We start from the raw sequence: 16,784 nt of genomic DNA on the forward strand, positions 1-16,784 counted from the left end.
ATTTAGAATGAAACATTAATACCTGTTGTGAAAGTTCTTGTTTGAGGATATTGTCCAAGATCTACACCAGCACCTAGAGGACTTGCGTTAGAAACATCTGGATTATATCCACTATATTTTGTAAATGTGTATAAATTATTTACCGCTACATAAATTCTAAACTTATCTATGTTTAGAGTTTCTAATAAAGATTGTGGAAGCGAATAACCTAATTGAACATTTTGAATTCTTAAATATGAACCATCTTCAACAAAGAATGAAGAGAACAAATAATTGTTTGAGGCTGCATTAGATGCTCTAGGAACAGAATTAGATGTGCCTGGTCCTGTCCAGCGATCTAAGTATAAACTCGGTTTATTGCTATAAGTTAAGAATCTTTCATAACTTCTTGCAATATCATTGCCTATTGAAGCATATAAAGATGTTCCAAAATCGAATTGTTTATAATGAACATTTAAATTGAGACCCATTGTGCAATCTGGTATTGGGTTACCAATCATTGTTTGATCATCACTACTTCCATACTCAACTACACCATCACCATCTATATCGGCATATCTAATATCTCCTGGGCTTGCACCAACCTGATACGGTGTATCGTCTCCATCAATTATTCCATCACCGTTAGTATCTGTATTTAGTGCATCTATTTCAGCTTGTGTTTGGAAAATTCCTTCCATTTTTAAACCATAAAAAGCACCTATAGGAAGCCCTGATTCAAATCGAGATGTTGCTTGATTTAAACCAAAAAGTCCACCGGAAATGAATCCTGCTTCATTATTAACCTGAAGTGCTTTGTTCTTTATTGTTGTAAGTGTATACCCTGCACTAAAACCAAAATCATCATTAAAATCATGAGAATAATTGATGCTTAGATCAATTCCTTTATTTTCAATTGTTCCCGCATTGACAAAAGGCGCAGAACTACCTCCTGCCGCTGCACCTAAAAGAGCTGACACTTCAGGTACCAATAGTAAATCTTCCGTCTTTTTCCTATAATAATCTATTGACATATTTAATTTACTATCAAAAAAGTCTATGTCTACACCTATATTAGTTTGTTTATTTCTTTCCCATTTTAAATCTGGGTTTGCCAACGAGCCCACAGCATTTCCAAAAGACAGTAAGTCATTGAAAGGATATGTTGCCTCACCTGTAGTTCCCTGTAAAAGACCAAGCCATCTATAACTTGCATATTTATCGCTTCCAGTAACTCCCCAACTACTTCTAACTTTAAGTCTATTTATAAAATCTACATTAAAAAACTCTTCTTTAGAAACTACCCAACCAGCAGAAAACGAAGGAAAACTTGCTATTCTATAATTTGGACCAAATCTCGTTGATGCGTCACGTCTTAATAAAGCTGAGAATAGATATTTACCTTGATAATCATATTGAATACGTCCAAAGTAGGAATACCATCTATCTTCATTTCTACCATCCGAAGAAGTCACTAAACTAGATGTAATTTCATCATCAACGACTTGAACAATAGAGTTTGAATTACCTAAATATGCATTATCCCAAGTATCTGGTCCACTGTTCAATGGCCCAGAACCAAAAAAACCTTTATATTTCTCACTTCTGATAGATGCACCAATAAGAGCCGTTAGATTATGTTTGTCATTAAATGTTTTATTGTATTCAATAAAACTTTCCCAAGTATAATCAAAAGTATGCTGAGTATTTTCTGAAACCGTACCATATAAATCTCTTTCCCCATCATCGTTTCTATCTACATCAAAAGCTTCACCCGATGAATCTAATGTTACATTATTCACTACTTTACCTAATCCGTAATATTGTAATGGAGAATATGATCTTCCCCCATAATCAGAGTAATTAAAGTTAAACCTTGATGTTGCTTTAAGATTTTCTAATATATTATATTCAAGCTCTATCTTACCAGTAAAACGATCTGCTCTCCCTTCATTGAAGGTGTTATTAATCAGTGCTAAAGGATTTATGATTTCATTTCCTTGCTCTGTTCCAATGTATGCAAAACCATTAGATATATTGGCAGGCGTTGTATTATCATAAACTGGAGTTAGAGGTGATGCGTTTAACGCATAATATAAAGCTGAACCTCTACCACCTTCTGGAATTGACTTACTTCTAATGTTTGTGTACAAAAGAAAAGTATTCAACTTTAATCTTTTGGTAATATCGACACCTAAATTATTCTTTACGGTCCATCTCTGAAAATTGGATTTATCGCTCGCTATAACACCATCTTGACCAAAGAAACTAGCACTAAAACCATAAGTTACTGTTTCAGATCCTCCATCTACACTTAAGTTGTGATTATACATAGGAGCTTGACTAAATAATTCGTCTTGCCAATCTGTATTCATATTCAAACTCTGTAAGTTTGGATACGGAACCCCGTTACCATCTGCAGCTTCTGACTCATTTACATAAACCGCATATTCATAATTATCCATTACGTCAATAGTATTATCGGCTTCTTGAACTGAATAATAGGAATTGTAAGAGAATCTAGTTTTTCTATTTTTTCTACCAGATTTTGTTGTAATAAGAATAACACCATTAGCACCTTGCACACCGTAAATAGCAGAACTAGCATCTTTAATAATATCCATTTTTTGGATGTCATTAGGATCAATAATACTCAAATCCGTACCAATATTAACACCATCTACAATTACCAAAGGAGAGTTATCACCATTTGTAGTAATACCTCTAATTCTAATATTTAGTGATGCACCTGGCGAACCAGAATTAGCATTTACCTGAACACCTGCAGCACTACCCTTTAAGGCTTCTTCAATTCTTGCTGGATTGTTTTCTACAATTTTTTCTGAATCTAGACTAGAGTAAGCTCCGGTCACCAATTCTTTTCTTTGCGTACCATACCCAATAACAACAACTTCACTTAAGGCTTCGTTGTCATCTTCTAATTGGATACTTAATGGTTGATCATTTGTAATTGTAATTTCCTGTGTTTTAAAACCCAAATAGGAAACTACTAATACGGAATTTAAAGGAACATCATTAAAGGTAAAGTTACCATCAAAATCTGTGGATGTTCCCCTAGATGTGTTTTTAAGAACAAGATTTACACCTGGTAAAGGTTGTCCTGTTGACGCTTCGGTTATTGTACCTGTTACGGTTACATTCTGTGCATAAATAGACACAGAAAAAGCGAATACAAATAAAAATAATAAATGTTTATACATAGTTTGTTGCTTAGATACTGCAAATTATAAATCAACATTGATAAATCCTTAAAATGTAGCTATACAAAAAATATACATCGCAAAATTTTAGTTGTTTTTTTATTAAAACAATAAACCAACGTTAAAAAACTCTTAAATAGCCTAGTGTTAAGAAAATGTTACTACAACGTTGTAAATTTCAAAATATAGTTAATGTTGTGGTATTGTATAGGTGTTTTTAAGACTTGTATAGGACTTACAACTTTAAGATGTAGTTGGTTAAGTTTGTGTCATGATGTAAATTCATCTTTTTTCTTAATCGATAGCGTTTTACCTCAACACTTCTTGGTGAAATGTTAAGCAAAGGAGCAATCTCCTTGGAAGATAAATTAAGGCGAAGATATGTACAAAGCCTAAGATCATTTGAAGTTAACTCTGGATGCTTCTGCTTTAGATTTTTCAAGAAGTCTTTATCGGCATTATTAAACGCTTCTTCAAACAGTTTCCAATCGTCAGTAGTATTTAAATTTTTATTGATAAGCTTAATTACAGATTTTAAATCTTCTAGTTTCTTAGCTTTACTAAGCTCTTTCTTTATTTCATTAAGAAGTTCATTCTTATTTATTAGGTTCATGGTTGACATTCCTAACTCTCTATTCTTGTTATCTATGTCTTGCTGAAGATTTTTATTATTGAATTGCATCAATTGTTTTTGATTTTCCAATTCTTTGATCTCTAGTTCTCGCTCTTTTTTCTTGAGTAATTTTAGATGTTGCTTTTCATAATACTTTTGGTTGAACCAATGCACTAAAGCCAATAACATTAATAAAATTAAAACGTAAATGAATATTGCTAAAGGTTTCAAAAACCATGGCTTACTAATTTCAAAAGAATAACTAACGGTATTCTCAGAGATTTTATCTCCTATTTTAGCCTTTGCTTCAAACGTATAATTACCGTAAGGCAAATTTTCATACAACATAGAAGACTCATCCATCCAAGAGCTCCAATTATCATTAAAGCCAACTAACCTATATTTATATTTTGTATTGGAAAATTTATCAAAATTGGTAACACTATAACTAAAGGATATGTTATTACTTTTATTAGGTAAAGGATTTAGTGTTTCAATACTTAATGCTTCTGCAGGTTGGTTTAAAGCATAATTCTGAATCTCGTTAAGATGAATTTCAACCTCATAATTATTATTTTGAATTTTATCAAAATCTATTTCTATATAGCCATTTGTAGCTCCTAAAAGATATTTATTTTTATCTGTAGCCAATAAATTTTCATATCCTGCCTTAGTTTTTCTTAATTTGCCAGGTAATGCTATACTAGCTACTTTGTAATTTGAAGAGAGTGCTTCTGGTTCGGCATAGTTCAAATTGTTTTCAGAAAACAACCATAATTTATTAGAATTATCATCATTAATCAATCTTCCAGATGTATATTGATCTGAATTAATCAGTTTACTTAACGAAGTGTCTTTTACAAATTTTCTACTATCAGAATTATATGCATAGACTCCTTCTTTATAGCTATAAAAAATATCACCATTATAACTAACCAAACTAGATTTCTCACCCTTTTCTATTGATTCCTGTTCATATGATTTTACAGAAGTAAAGCCTTCACCTATATTCAACCTGAAAACTCCTTTATATTCATGACTCACCAAGATTTCATTATTATTTATGATCTCAAAATATCTCGAAGAAATATCAAAGCCTTCTAATTTATTCCTGAATTGCCATTGATTACCTTCTTTTTCAAAGATGTTTAAACCATTATAATTTCCTTGAATGAATAAATTAGGATTAGATGCAATACGTTGTAGTTGCCAAGCTCCTTGAACATCAGAAATAAGATTTGCCTTAATATCATCAATTACAAATGTGCCTTTGTCATGACCACAAAAAAGGGTGTCATCTAACTTTTGTAAACACCAGACCTGCCCTTCTGTTCCTTCTATAAAATTAAATTTACCAACAGCACCTAATTCTTTATAAAACAAACCTTGATTACTTCCTAGGTATAACTTATTATTTGAAATAATGGAAGTATAAACCGTACCTAAAATACCCGAATCATCATTAAAAACTCTAAAAGGTGAATTAAGATTAATAACATTTATTCCGTTGTCTAATCCCAACCAAATGTTCCCTCTAGCATCTTCAAACATGGAAAGAACAGTATTGTTACTTAATCCATTAGATTGATCTATTCGTGATTTTATAATACCTTCTTCATCTAACAATATAACTCCGTGAGAAACTGTACCAAGGAGATAATCACCATTTCTTAACTTTAAGCTGCTATATATACTGTTATGAAAAAGGATATCATTAAGTTCTTGATTCCATACGGTTAAACTACCATCAGCATATGAATAAAACCCATTCTCCTTTGTTTGAATAAGTAATCCACTATCATGCTTAAAAATATTAGTAACGACTTTATCTTTGATTAAACCTGAGCCTATGATAAGCTTTTCCTTTCCGTTTTCTATGACATAAATACCTTCATTAAACTTTTGAAAATATATAAGATCATCAAGTTTATAAACCTTAATTAAGGTGGTTTGAGATTCAATTAAAGAATATGAATTGTCTTGAGTATTTAATATGTATATTCTATTCAAAGACTGAAAAAGAATATAACCGTCTAAGGACACAATATTCCAAAATTGTTCATCTTCTATCAAGTCTATATTCAATTTAGAAACAAGAGATGTATAGTTTAACTTTCCGTATTCATCTCTTTTCCAGAAGCCAAAATCCATATAAAATCCTGTATAGATTTTTTCATTAATAACCTTTACAGACCTTAAAATGGATTCATTAGGCGTTGGATATAGCGTCCATCGTTCACCATTATATTCCAGCAAGCCCTTATTGTTAGCAAAATACATCTCACTCGTTGAAGCTTGAGAAATCGCCCAATTCTGGTCCTCAGCTCCATAATCTTGAGGTGTAAACACATCTATAGGAGGTAGTTCTTGAGAAAAACCAAAACTCGTTAGTATAAAAAAGCATGAAAGAATAAACTGTTTAAACATATTCTTTTGTTTATATATTATAAATATTGAATTCAAAAAAACGAAACCAATAAACTTAGAAAAGATTTATTTGCTATGGTACTAATATAATTAAAATAGAAGGTATTAGAGTATATCCTGTTTTCTTCTATATGTTATACTAAAAATGATAGCTTAACAATTTGTAAACCTAGTCTTTTTATAATTAACCATGATTTAATTTGTAGTTGTTCAAGGGGTAATGTTCAGATAATAATTTCACGCTTCAACCAAAAATGGAATTATGTATAAAAAAATTACCTCTTTAATTGCCCTATTACTAACAAATTTATTAGCGTTTTCACAGGCTAATCTTGAAATCACAGAAATATGGCCAGGAAACGACCCTGGTACCAATTTAACTTCGGATTGGTTTGAAATTACTAATACAGGAACTACTGCATGGATTTCTGGTACTGACGGAGATTTATATTATGATGATGACTCACAAGATCCGTCAGCTGCTGATATTATAAATGGCATAGTAGACATCCAACCTAATGAGCGAGTTATCATTATAGTTGGCGATTTGACAGATGTTGATCAATTTAATACGATTTGGTCACCTGCTTATGATCTTACCAACATCGAAATTGGCTTTACAGATGGTTCTGGTCTAGGTCAAGGAGGTGATGGTGTTACACTTTGGATTGGAGATCCTAATACAACAGGAACACTTTCTGACTTTGAAACCTACCCTGACGCTAGTGCTACAGGAGGACAATCTTATGATGTAGAGTTAGCTGCTTTTAGCACCGTAGGAAATACAAACAATGCAGGAGCTACTTTTGCTCTAAATGATGAAAATCAACCTGCTATTGCTTCACCAGGAAACCAAGGACCTTTAGCACCTGTTGCTGATTTACACATTACTGAAATGTGGCCAGGTAATGATCCTGGAGATAACCTATCATCAGATTGGTTTGAAATTGTAAATAACGGTTCTGCTGCCTGGGTTTCTGGAGTTGATGAAGCTTTATATTACGATGACGATTCGCAGGACCCTACTGCTGCTGACATCATAAATGGAATCACAGATATTCAACCAGGCGAAAGAGTTATTATTATAATTGGTGAAGCTACTGATATAACAGAGTTCAACACACTTTGGTCTGCTGACTACAACTTGTCTGGTATTGAAATTGGCTACACCGATGGTTCTGGCCTTGGCGGTGGCGGAGATGCTGTTACACTTTGGATTGGTGATCCTAATACAACTGGAGTACTTTCTGATTTTGAAAGTTATCCTGATACAGCTCTAAACGGTGGTCAATCTTATGATGTAGAGTTAGCTGCTTTTAGTACAGTTTTAAACGCAAGTAACGCTGCTGCTACTTCAACATTAAATGATCAAAATCAACCTGCGATTGCCTCACCAGGTAATCAAGGCCCTTTAGTACTCCCTATAGATATTCAAGTTACTGAAATTTGGTCAGGACAAGCCGGAACAGATTTAACTGGTGATTGGTTTGAAATCTACAATGCAGGAACTCAAGCTTGGGTAGCTAGTACTTCACCTGAACTTTGGTATGATGATGAATCTGCTAGTCCTTCCGATGCTACCTTAATTGAAGGCATTACTGAATTACAACCAGGCGAAAGTGCTATTGTGATGATCGGAGATAGTTCTGATGCTACAGAATTTTATACGGTTTGGTCACCAGATTATAATTTAAGTAATATTGAAATAGGCTACACAGATGGTGCTGGTCTTGGCGGTGGCGGCGATACTGTAACGCTTTGGTTAGGTAATCCTCAAGCTTCAGGATTATTATTGGATTCTGGATCTTATCCTGACACTGCAAGTGATGATGGTAAGTCTTATGATATTGTAAATGCTGCTTTTAGTGTCACTGGCTCAGGTTCAGTTGCTCCTGGGACAAATATTGCTACTGCAACTACAATTTTAGGCGGTGATTTATCAGATACACCAGCTGTAGGCTCTCCTGGAAACCAAGGACCAACAGTAAGTACACCTGGAGCTCCAGATATTATTGTAGACATCACTAGCTTATCTACCTACCTTTCTCTTTCAGAGCAAGGCCCAAGTTCAGTAAGTGGTGTTGTAAATGATCCTACAGATCCTGCGAGCATTACAGGAATTCCATTCACTATTTCTGATGCTGAAACTGCTTTATCTAATTTAGTTGTAACTGTTTCTAGTAGTGACGAAACTGTAGTTCCAAATTCAAATTTAGTGCTTACAGGTACTGGTGGAGATCGCTTACTAACGATTACTCCTATTGCTCTTGGTTTTTCAACAATAACAATTACAGTTGAAGATGCTGATACAAATACAGATACTTACACTATCAATTATGCTGCTTCAGAAGCTTCTGTAAATCCTTCTACTAGTCGCTTTCACACAGGTGCTTCGGATGGTTCTACAGCTATTCCTGTAGATTCAGATTATATGTGGGTTGGTGATGATGAAGATCAAACCTTAAGACTTTATGATAGAAACAATTCTGGATTGCCTTTAACTGAAATAAACTTTAATGGAGATTTAGGCTCTACTGAAGAAATAGATATAGAGGGTTCAATCAGAACAGGAAACACCCTTTTCTGGATTGGATCTACCGCTACTGCTGACAGATCTGTTATGTTTTCAACTACAATTTCAGGTTCTTCTGATGCCTCTACACTAACTTATGGAGATAAATACACAGGACTTAGAGATGATCTTTTAAATGGTGGTTTTGGCTTACCTTCAAATATTGAAATCGAAGCTTTAGCTTTTGCACCAAATAGCACAACAGCTTACCTTGGATTTAGAGTACCAGATATTGGTGACGATGCTGTAATAATTCCTGTTACAAACTTCACTTCTCTTCCAGGTTCTACCACAGGAAGTGCTTCTTTTGACGCACCAATATATTTAGATTTAGACGGTAGAACACTTAGAAGTATGGAGTGTAACAGTAACGGCTGTATATTACTTGCTGGACCAAATGGAACAGCTACCGATTTTGCGCTATACACATGGTCAGGCAACTCAACTGATAACCCAGAATTGCGTTCTGTAGATTTATGGGCATTAAATACTGATGGTGCTTTTGAAGGCATTGTAGAAATACCTTCTACAGCATTCATGGGAAGTGCTGGTGACGCACTTCAGATTCAACTAATGTCAGATTTAGGAGCAACAATTATCTATAACGATGGTAATGAAAATAAAGACCAACGTAGAGAATGGAAGAAATTTAGAACTGATATTGTAACGCTTGGAAGTGTAGTTGTACCAACAACTTCAGACCCACTAATCAATGAATTTGTAGCAGACCATACAGGAACTGACACAGATACTTTTATTGAAATACTAGGTGATGCTAATACTGATTATTCAAACTTTACACTTTTAGAAATTGAAGGTGATAGTGGTTCTACTACAGGCTTTATCGATGCTGCAATTAACTTAGGAACAACAGATAGTAATGGCTATTGGCTAGATTATGAAGATATGGAGAATGGTACAATTACGCTTTTATTAGTTGAAGGCTTTACAGGTGCTGTAGGTGATGATATAGATACTAATGACGATGGTATTATAGATAACGCACCTTGGACAAGAATTGTAGATGACGTTGCCACTTCAGATGGTGGAGCTTCGGATTTTGTGTATTCTTTAGTTGATTTAGCACCTAACTACGATGGAGATGCTAATCAACCTGGTGGAGCTTCTAGAATTCCTAACGGTACAGATACAGACACTACTTCTGATTGGGTAAGAAACGATTATGATGGAGCTGGATTACCTGCACTAAACCCTGGAACACCTGAAGTTGGAGAAGCATTAAACACACCTGGAGCGGCAAACGAAATTGTTCTACCTCCAATGGCTAATCTTCAAATTACAGAAATTTGGGCTGGTAACGAGCCAGGATCTAATTTAACAGCTGATTGGTTTGAAATTACTAATACAGGAACCATAGCTTGGACACCTGCTTCTGGTGAACTTTATTACGATGATGAATCTCAGGATCCTGCCTCTGCGGCCATTATAAGTGGAATAACATCTGTACAACCTGGAGAAGTGGTAGTTGTTGTTGACGATGTTGATTCATCTGAATTCTTATCGGTTTGGGCACCTTCTTATAATTTATCTGGTATACAAATAGGAACTTATGCTGGTGCTGGATTAGGGCAAGGTGGAGATGGTGTTACGCTTTGGATTGGAGACCCAATTACAACAGGAGTTCTAGCTGATTTCGAAACATATCCTGATGCTAATGCAAATGGAGGTCAATCTTATGATGTAGATTTAATGGCTTTTAGTGTTGTTGGTAACGCTAATAATGCAGGAGAAACATCAGCTTTAAATGATGCTATGCAGCCTGCTATTGGCTCACCAGGAAATCAAGGACCAACTTTAGGTATCAATGATCATGATCTTTCTAGTCTAAATACTAAGCTATATCCATTACCTTTTAATAATGAAATTAATATTTCTACAGATTTAAATCAATCTATGGATATCACTATTAAAATCATTAATATTTTAGGTTCTGAAGTTTATTCAGATGTAAGATTGTTGACCAATGGTACAACATCAATAAATGATTTATCTCAACTATCATCTGGTGTTTATATTCTTAGAATTCCAGAGTTGAATATGACAACAAGAATTCTCAAAAAATAGAAACTCAAATAGAGAAAACAAAAAGCCTTTCAATATTGAAAGGCTTTTTTATTTAATCCAAATTTCTTCATAAATCAATACTAAAATTAAGACCTCAATCTTCAAATTTTGAGTAAACTTTAAGATGTTATTATTTTTTAATCTTTAGTTTCGCAAAAAAATAGAATGAGTATTTTAGATATAAAAGATAAAGTCATCATCATTACAGGTGGTTATGGCGTATTAGGCTCTAGTATGGCAAAGCATTTGGTTGAATCTGGAGCTAAAGTGGCTATACTTGGTAGAAATGAGGTCAAAGCTAAAGATTTTGCAGCGCAACTTTCTGCAACCAATACCATGGGTATTAAAGCTGATGTATTAGATAAAGAAAACCTAGAAAATGTTAAAACTCAACTTCTAGAAAAGTGGCAAAAAATTGATGTGCTCATTAATGCAGCAGGTGGAAATATGCCTGGCGCGACTTTATCTCCTTCTCAATCATTATTTGATATCTCATTAGACGACTTTCAAAAAGTAACAGACTTAAATTTAATGGGAACCGTAATTCCGTCGTTGGTCTTTGGAAAACAAATGACCAAACAAAATGGAGGTTCTATAATTAACGTTTCTTCGGTTGCTGTAGCACAAGCATTAACACGTGTTGTTGGCTACTCGGCTTCAAAGGCTGCTATGGAAAACTTTACACGTTGGATGGCTGTAGATATGGCTCATAAATTTGGCGATAAAATTAGAGTCAATGCTATTGCTCCTGGATTTTTTCTTGCGGATCAAAACCGAAAATTATTAACCAATGAAGATGGTTCTTTAACAGATCGTGGCGAAACCATTATAAAAAGCACACCAATGAAACGCTTTGGAAACTCCGAAGAACTTAATGGTGCTGTACAACTTTTAGCTAGTAATGCTTCAAAATTTATGACAGGAACTGTTATCCACGTTGATGGTGGATTTGGAGCCTTTAGTGGTGTTTAAAAATTAAGAAATGACAGAAACTTTTAGATGGTTTGGCAAATCTGATGCTGTAACCCTTTCGGATATTAGACAATCTGGTGCAACTGGTGTAGTTACTGCACTGCACCATATTCCAAATGGTGAAATTTGGCCTATTGAAGACATTCAAGCTATAAAAAATGAAATTCTCAATGCAGGATTAGAATGGTCCTTTATTGAAAGTATTCCTATTCATGAAAACATAAAACTGCGTCAAGGCGACTATGCAAAACGTATAGAAAACTACAAACAGAGCCTCATTAATGTCGCTAAATGTGGTGTGAAAAATGTGTGCTACAACTTTATGCCTGTTTTAGATTGGACACGTACACATCTTTTTTGGGAACTCAGAGATGGTAGCACAGCATTACGATTCGATAAGGTTGAAATGGCTGTTTTTGAAGCCTTCATAATGAAACGCAGTGATGTTGAAAAAGATTATGATAAAGCTATTTTAGCTAAAGCTAAAGATCGCTTTGAAGCCATGTCTAAAACTGAAACACAACGTTTAAAAGATGGTATTTTAAAAGGGTTACCTGGCACAGTTGACGACCTTGATATTCCGACATTCAAGAAGATGATAGCGCAATATAAAGACCTATCGCATTCCGATTTAAAATCTAATTTGTCCTATTTTCTGAATGAAATTATTCCGCTTGCGGAAGAATTGGGTGTGAAGATGGCTATTCATCCAGACGATCCACCATTTGATATTATGGGATTGCCACGTATCATCACTTCAGAACGTGACTTGGAAGATTTGGTTAATTTTATTGATAGTCCTTCAAACGGTATTACATTTTGTACAGGTTCTTTGGGGGCGAATGAAAACAATGATTTGCCTAAGATGATAGAGAAATTCAAAGATAAAATTCATTTTCTTCATCTTAGAAATGTGAAACGAGAAGACGATGGTAGTTTTTACGAAGACCATCACCTTGAGGGTTCTTCAGATATGTTTGAGATTGTAAAAGCAGTTTTAAAAATTGAAAAGGAACGCAACATTTCACTACCTATGCGACCAGACCATGGTCACCAAATGCTTGATGATTTAAAACATAATTATTTGTATGCTGGTTATACTGCTATTGGCCGCTTAAAAGGTCTTGCTGAACTTAGAGGTCTTAGTCTTGGGATTTCAAAAAGTGGTATTATTTGAAATAATTTAACTGTTACAAATCATTTTTAGCAAGCCAAGTCTCACAAGCTTTTGACCAATCATCACTTGTAAAACCTCGTCCCAAACCAAAACCGTGTCCGCCTTTTTCATAAATATGAAGTTCGGCTGGCACCTTGTTTTCTTTTAAGGCTAAATAATATTGAAGACTATTTTCTACAGGAACTGACTTGTCATCTGTAGCGTGAATTAAAATGGTTTTTGGTGTTTCTGAAGTAATTTGTGTTTCGTTAGAGTAGAATTCAACAGTTTCGTTTGATGGAGTTTCGCCCAACAAATTCGTTTTAGAACCTTGATGTGTTACACCATCTTTCATCGAAATTACAGGATACACCAATATTGAAAAATCTGGTCTTGCACTGACTTCATATTCCGCATTGTAAACAGCATCATTATAATGCGTAGATAAGGTTGATGCTAAATGTCCTCCAGCAGAAAACCCAAGAACTCCTATTTTACTTTTATTTAAATTCCAGTGTTTGGCATTTTGCCTCACATAGCGCATAGCACGTTGCGCATCTTGAAGTGGCGCAATGGTTTTATTTGTTGATATGCTATCATTAGGCATTCTATATTTTAGTACAAACGCTGTAATTCCTAATGTATTTAGCCATTCAGCAATTTTATAACCTTCTTTATTTATAGCCAAATGGTGATAGCCACCTCCAGGACAGATAACTACTGCTGTTCCGTTTGGTTTTTCTGGTGAAAAAATGGTTAATGTGGGTTGTTTAACTTTTTCTGTACTCCACAGCATTGAATCTTTAAAGGTTTGAATCTCTTCATAATCTGGATTTTCAATAGCATTTGGAATAGTATCTTGCCAAAGCTGAATAACTTTTTCCTCTTGTGCAAAGCAAGTCACAAAAAGAAAACTACATAGCAAAAGTGAATACTGCTTTAATTTACTCTCTATTCTCATTATTTTTTAATGTAACTATTAAAACCTTCTACCTTTTCTTTTAACTCGTTCACTGCTAACTTAGCCACTTCTGTTGCACCTAAAACCGATAAATGTGTATCATCTTCTTTCCCTTCAGGATAATATGGTATTTCATTTGGAGCGTAATGAAGATGTAACTTTTTAGACGCTTCAACTCCATAAGATTCTTCTAGTTTTTCGGTTAAATATTGTAAATCTATAAGTGGTACATCTTGCTCTTGAGCCACCAAACGCGCTTCCAAAGGATATACTCCATGCGTATCTATCAAAGTAGAGTCTGTATTAAAATTTCGTCTTACAATAGACGTAAATAGTACAGGAATAGCTTCTTTTGCTCTAGCTTCTTTAACAAACTTTGTAAGATTGTTTCTGTAAGCCGTATGTGGATTGGTGTAACGTTTTGGAGAGTTCTCTTTTTGGTCGTTGTGTCCGAACTGAATAAAGACATAATCTCCTTTTTTCAGTTGTTTTTGCACAGAATCCCAGCGACCTTCAGTGATGAAACTTCTTGTACTTCTACCATTAACAGCATGGTTATAAACCGTAGCATAATCATTTAAAAATTCTGGTAATAATTGGCACCAACCACGCTCTGGATTTTCATCAGGATTTGGCTTGTCTGCCATGGTTGAATCTCCTATGGTATAAATTAAAACGTTTTCAATAGTTTTTACAGTCTCTTCCTCTTCTTTCTGTTCTACTTTTTTATCACAAGATTGAAACAGAACAATTACTAAAATCAGAATTATTCTATAATGCTTCATACCATTCTTTTTTTGATTTCTTTTTGTATTCACCTAATACATTTTTCAATGTATATTTTTTTGCTTGTCGTTTTTTTAATTGATGCGACCATCCGTCACGTTCTGATGGTTTATAGCCTTCTCCATAGTTTTTATATTCACCATAAAACGCAGTTTTTTCAGCTTCTGGCTTGGACCAATTGTGCCAACCTATTGGCAGGATATGATTTCCTAAGTCACAATTTATAAAAACAGTTTGCGCATACACGCGCCAAGGCCTTCCTAAATAGACTTCATCTACATCATCATCTGCGGTAATTTTACAGTCTTTAAACACATAACCAAATAACGAATCCTTTGGTGTTGATGCTGCTGTGATGTAAGAGTTCTTTTTACTATGGATTTGACAATTTTCAAAAAAGGCTGTAGCGCTTCCGAAGATAAAATCGGTTGTTCCTTCAATATAACAATCTTTGTAATATTGCTTCCCTTTTCCTGAAGCATACAAAGTGTCTTGATTGCCTAACAAATTACAATTAATTATGGCAACTTCATCTGAAAACACAGACAATGCAACGGCTTGTCCAACTTCACCTGAAGAGTTTTCAATAGTGAGATTTTTTAGCACCACATTATTAGCTTCAACCAATAATGTGTAGGTGTAAAATGTACTATTTCTACCCAATCCTAGTTTATTAAAATAGTCATCGTAGGTTATAATAGTATTCTCTTTACTTTCTCCAACCAAAGATAAATTTTGGTTCCACTCGTGGATTTTTACTTTTTCCTTATAAACTCCATTCTTAATAAAAATAGTGATTCTATCATAAGGAAAAGCCTTGGTGTTTTTTATCGCTTCAACAATAGACGTATAGTCACCACTACCATCTTTTGCTACCACAATTTTAAATGGGTTTGAAGGCGAATCTTTCTGTGATAAATCGTATTTCTTTTTCCAATCTGGATAAGCATCTAAAACCATTTGAGGATGGTTGCCATACCAAGCGTAACCGTTTCTACGTTCCTCACCTATTTCTGCTAACGAATATTTCTTAATACCATCTCTATCACAAAAAAATGGTGTGTTGTCTTCGAGTGTCATGAAACGTGCCCAAATCGCAGGTGCTTTTTCATCAGGAATCATTCGCTTATTTACAATCTTGCCAACATCGTTGTACACTCTGTCTTTGCGTAATCCTGTAATCTTCACTTTTTCGAACCAAGCTACTGCGCTATTTACAGCGTTGATAATTTCTTTTGATGGATTCTCTATTGACATCAATAACATAACAATATGAGCCGATTCTGCACCACTTAAAGATGGTAATTCATAGGCTCTAGCCTTTGCAGGTTCTAAAGTTTTCTCGTCATGTTGCGCACACCAAGCTGTTAAAACACCGTTTTGTTTGTATTGAGTTTTTAAGATACAGTCTACTCCTATTCTAAAAGCGTCATTTACACGCTCTAACTGTTCTTTTGGAAGCTTTATAGAATAATAATCGGTGTTTTTTTTGAATTGATGAAGCATGTTCATAATGTTCACCATCGAATTATCATTATAGGTAATGCGCGAATAATAACCTTCTTTTAAAGGGTAGAACTGAGGCCAACCTCCATTATCGTATTGCGCTTCCAATATATAATCCAAACCTTTTAAAAAGGCTTTTCTATACCTTTCATCTTTTGTTTGAGCATATATTTTTGAAAGAAACAGCATTTCTTGAATCGTAGCTCCATTATCTGTTGTTGTCTCTTCATTGGTTTGTTTTTGCTTCAACAATTCTTCTTTTTCATCTTGAGACAATGGCAAGTGCATTTGTACATTTTTTGGCCATCCACCAATATTGCGTTGGTACAACAATACGTTTTCTGCAATTTGCTTAGCTTCATCAGATTGATACCAAACATCATCTTTTGTATGTATAATATTTCGCCAAGATTTATCGTGAACTTGAGCCGATAAATCTGTAAAAATACAAAGTCCGATTAAAAAAAATATGAATTTATAATTAGGGGGAAATTTCATAATTAATC

Annotated in this window: 8 protein-coding genes; 3 read left to right on the top strand and 5 right to left on the bottom strand. The window is 34.4% G+C overall.

Translation table 11 applies throughout. The features are described from left to right. Window positions 1-2 precede the first annotated feature (2 nt). Both AC2H4K_RS05060 and AC2H4K_RS05065 read right to left on the bottom strand, forming a co-directional pair. Window positions 3-3,200, bottom strand: coding sequence for a SusC/RagA family TonB-linked outer membrane protein (locus AC2H4K_RS05060; RefSeq protein ID WP_281138698.1), 3,198 nt, complete (start codon window positions 3,198-3,200; stop codon window positions 3-5). Between the two features lie 235 nt (window positions 3,201-3,435). Next, window positions 3,436-6,240, bottom strand: a complete 2,805-nt coding sequence (locus AC2H4K_RS05065; protein WP_281138699.1) for a helix-turn-helix and ligand-binding sensor domain-containing protein — start codon at window positions 6,238-6,240, stop codon at window positions 3,436-3,438. A 262-nt stretch (window positions 6,241-6,502) separates the two neighbouring features. Here AC2H4K_RS05065 and AC2H4K_RS05070 point away from each other — a divergent pair, with 262 nt between their 5' ends. The 3 genes from AC2H4K_RS05070 to uxuA all read left to right on the top strand — a co-directional run bounded on the left by AC2H4K_RS05070 (window position 6,503) and on the right by uxuA (window position 13,046). Further along, window positions 6,503-10,897 carry a T9SS type A sorting domain-containing protein gene (locus AC2H4K_RS05070; RefSeq protein WP_281138700.1) on the top strand — a complete coding sequence of 1,465 codons (4,395 nt, stop codon included), beginning with the start codon at window positions 6,503-6,505 and terminating at the stop codon, window positions 10,895-10,897. A 165-nt stretch (window positions 10,898-11,062) separates the two neighbouring features. After that, window positions 11,063-11,869, top strand: coding sequence for an SDR family oxidoreductase (locus AC2H4K_RS05075; protein ID WP_281138701.1), 807 nt, complete (start codon window positions 11,063-11,065; stop codon window positions 11,867-11,869). A 10-nt stretch (window positions 11,870-11,879) separates the two neighbouring features. Continuing rightward, a complete protein-coding gene (gene uxuA / locus AC2H4K_RS05080) occupies window positions 11,880-13,046 on the top strand; it encodes a mannonate dehydratase (protein WP_281138702.1) in 1,167 nt (388 codons plus the stop codon). Between the two features lie 13 nt (window positions 13,047-13,059). Here the strand turns inward: uxuA and AC2H4K_RS05085 are convergent, their stop codons facing one another. The 3 genes from AC2H4K_RS05085 to pelA are packed head-to-tail and all read right to left on the bottom strand — an operon-like array spanning window position 13,060 to window position 16,776. Further along, window positions 13,060-13,986: an alpha/beta hydrolase gene (locus AC2H4K_RS05085; protein WP_281138703.1), complete on the bottom strand. Its 927-nt coding sequence runs from the start codon at window positions 13,984-13,986 to the stop codon at window positions 13,060-13,062. Next, window positions 13,986-14,771 (bottom strand): rhamnogalacturonan acetylesterase, encoded by a 786-nt coding sequence (locus tag AC2H4K_RS05090; protein WP_281138704.1) that lies wholly within the window; start codon window positions 14,769-14,771, stop codon window positions 13,986-13,988. The genes AC2H4K_RS05085 and AC2H4K_RS05090 overlap by 1 nt, the downstream gene beginning before the upstream one ends. Then, window positions 14,758-16,776 (bottom strand): pectate lyase, encoded by a 2,019-nt coding sequence (gene pelA, locus AC2H4K_RS05095; protein WP_281138705.1) that lies wholly within the window; start codon window positions 16,774-16,776, stop codon window positions 14,758-14,760. Before pelA ends, AC2H4K_RS05090 begins: the two co-directional genes overlap by 14 nt. Window positions 16,777-16,784 lie beyond the last annotated feature (8 nt).

Source organism: Winogradskyella sp. 266wxhm (assembly GCF_058964685.1).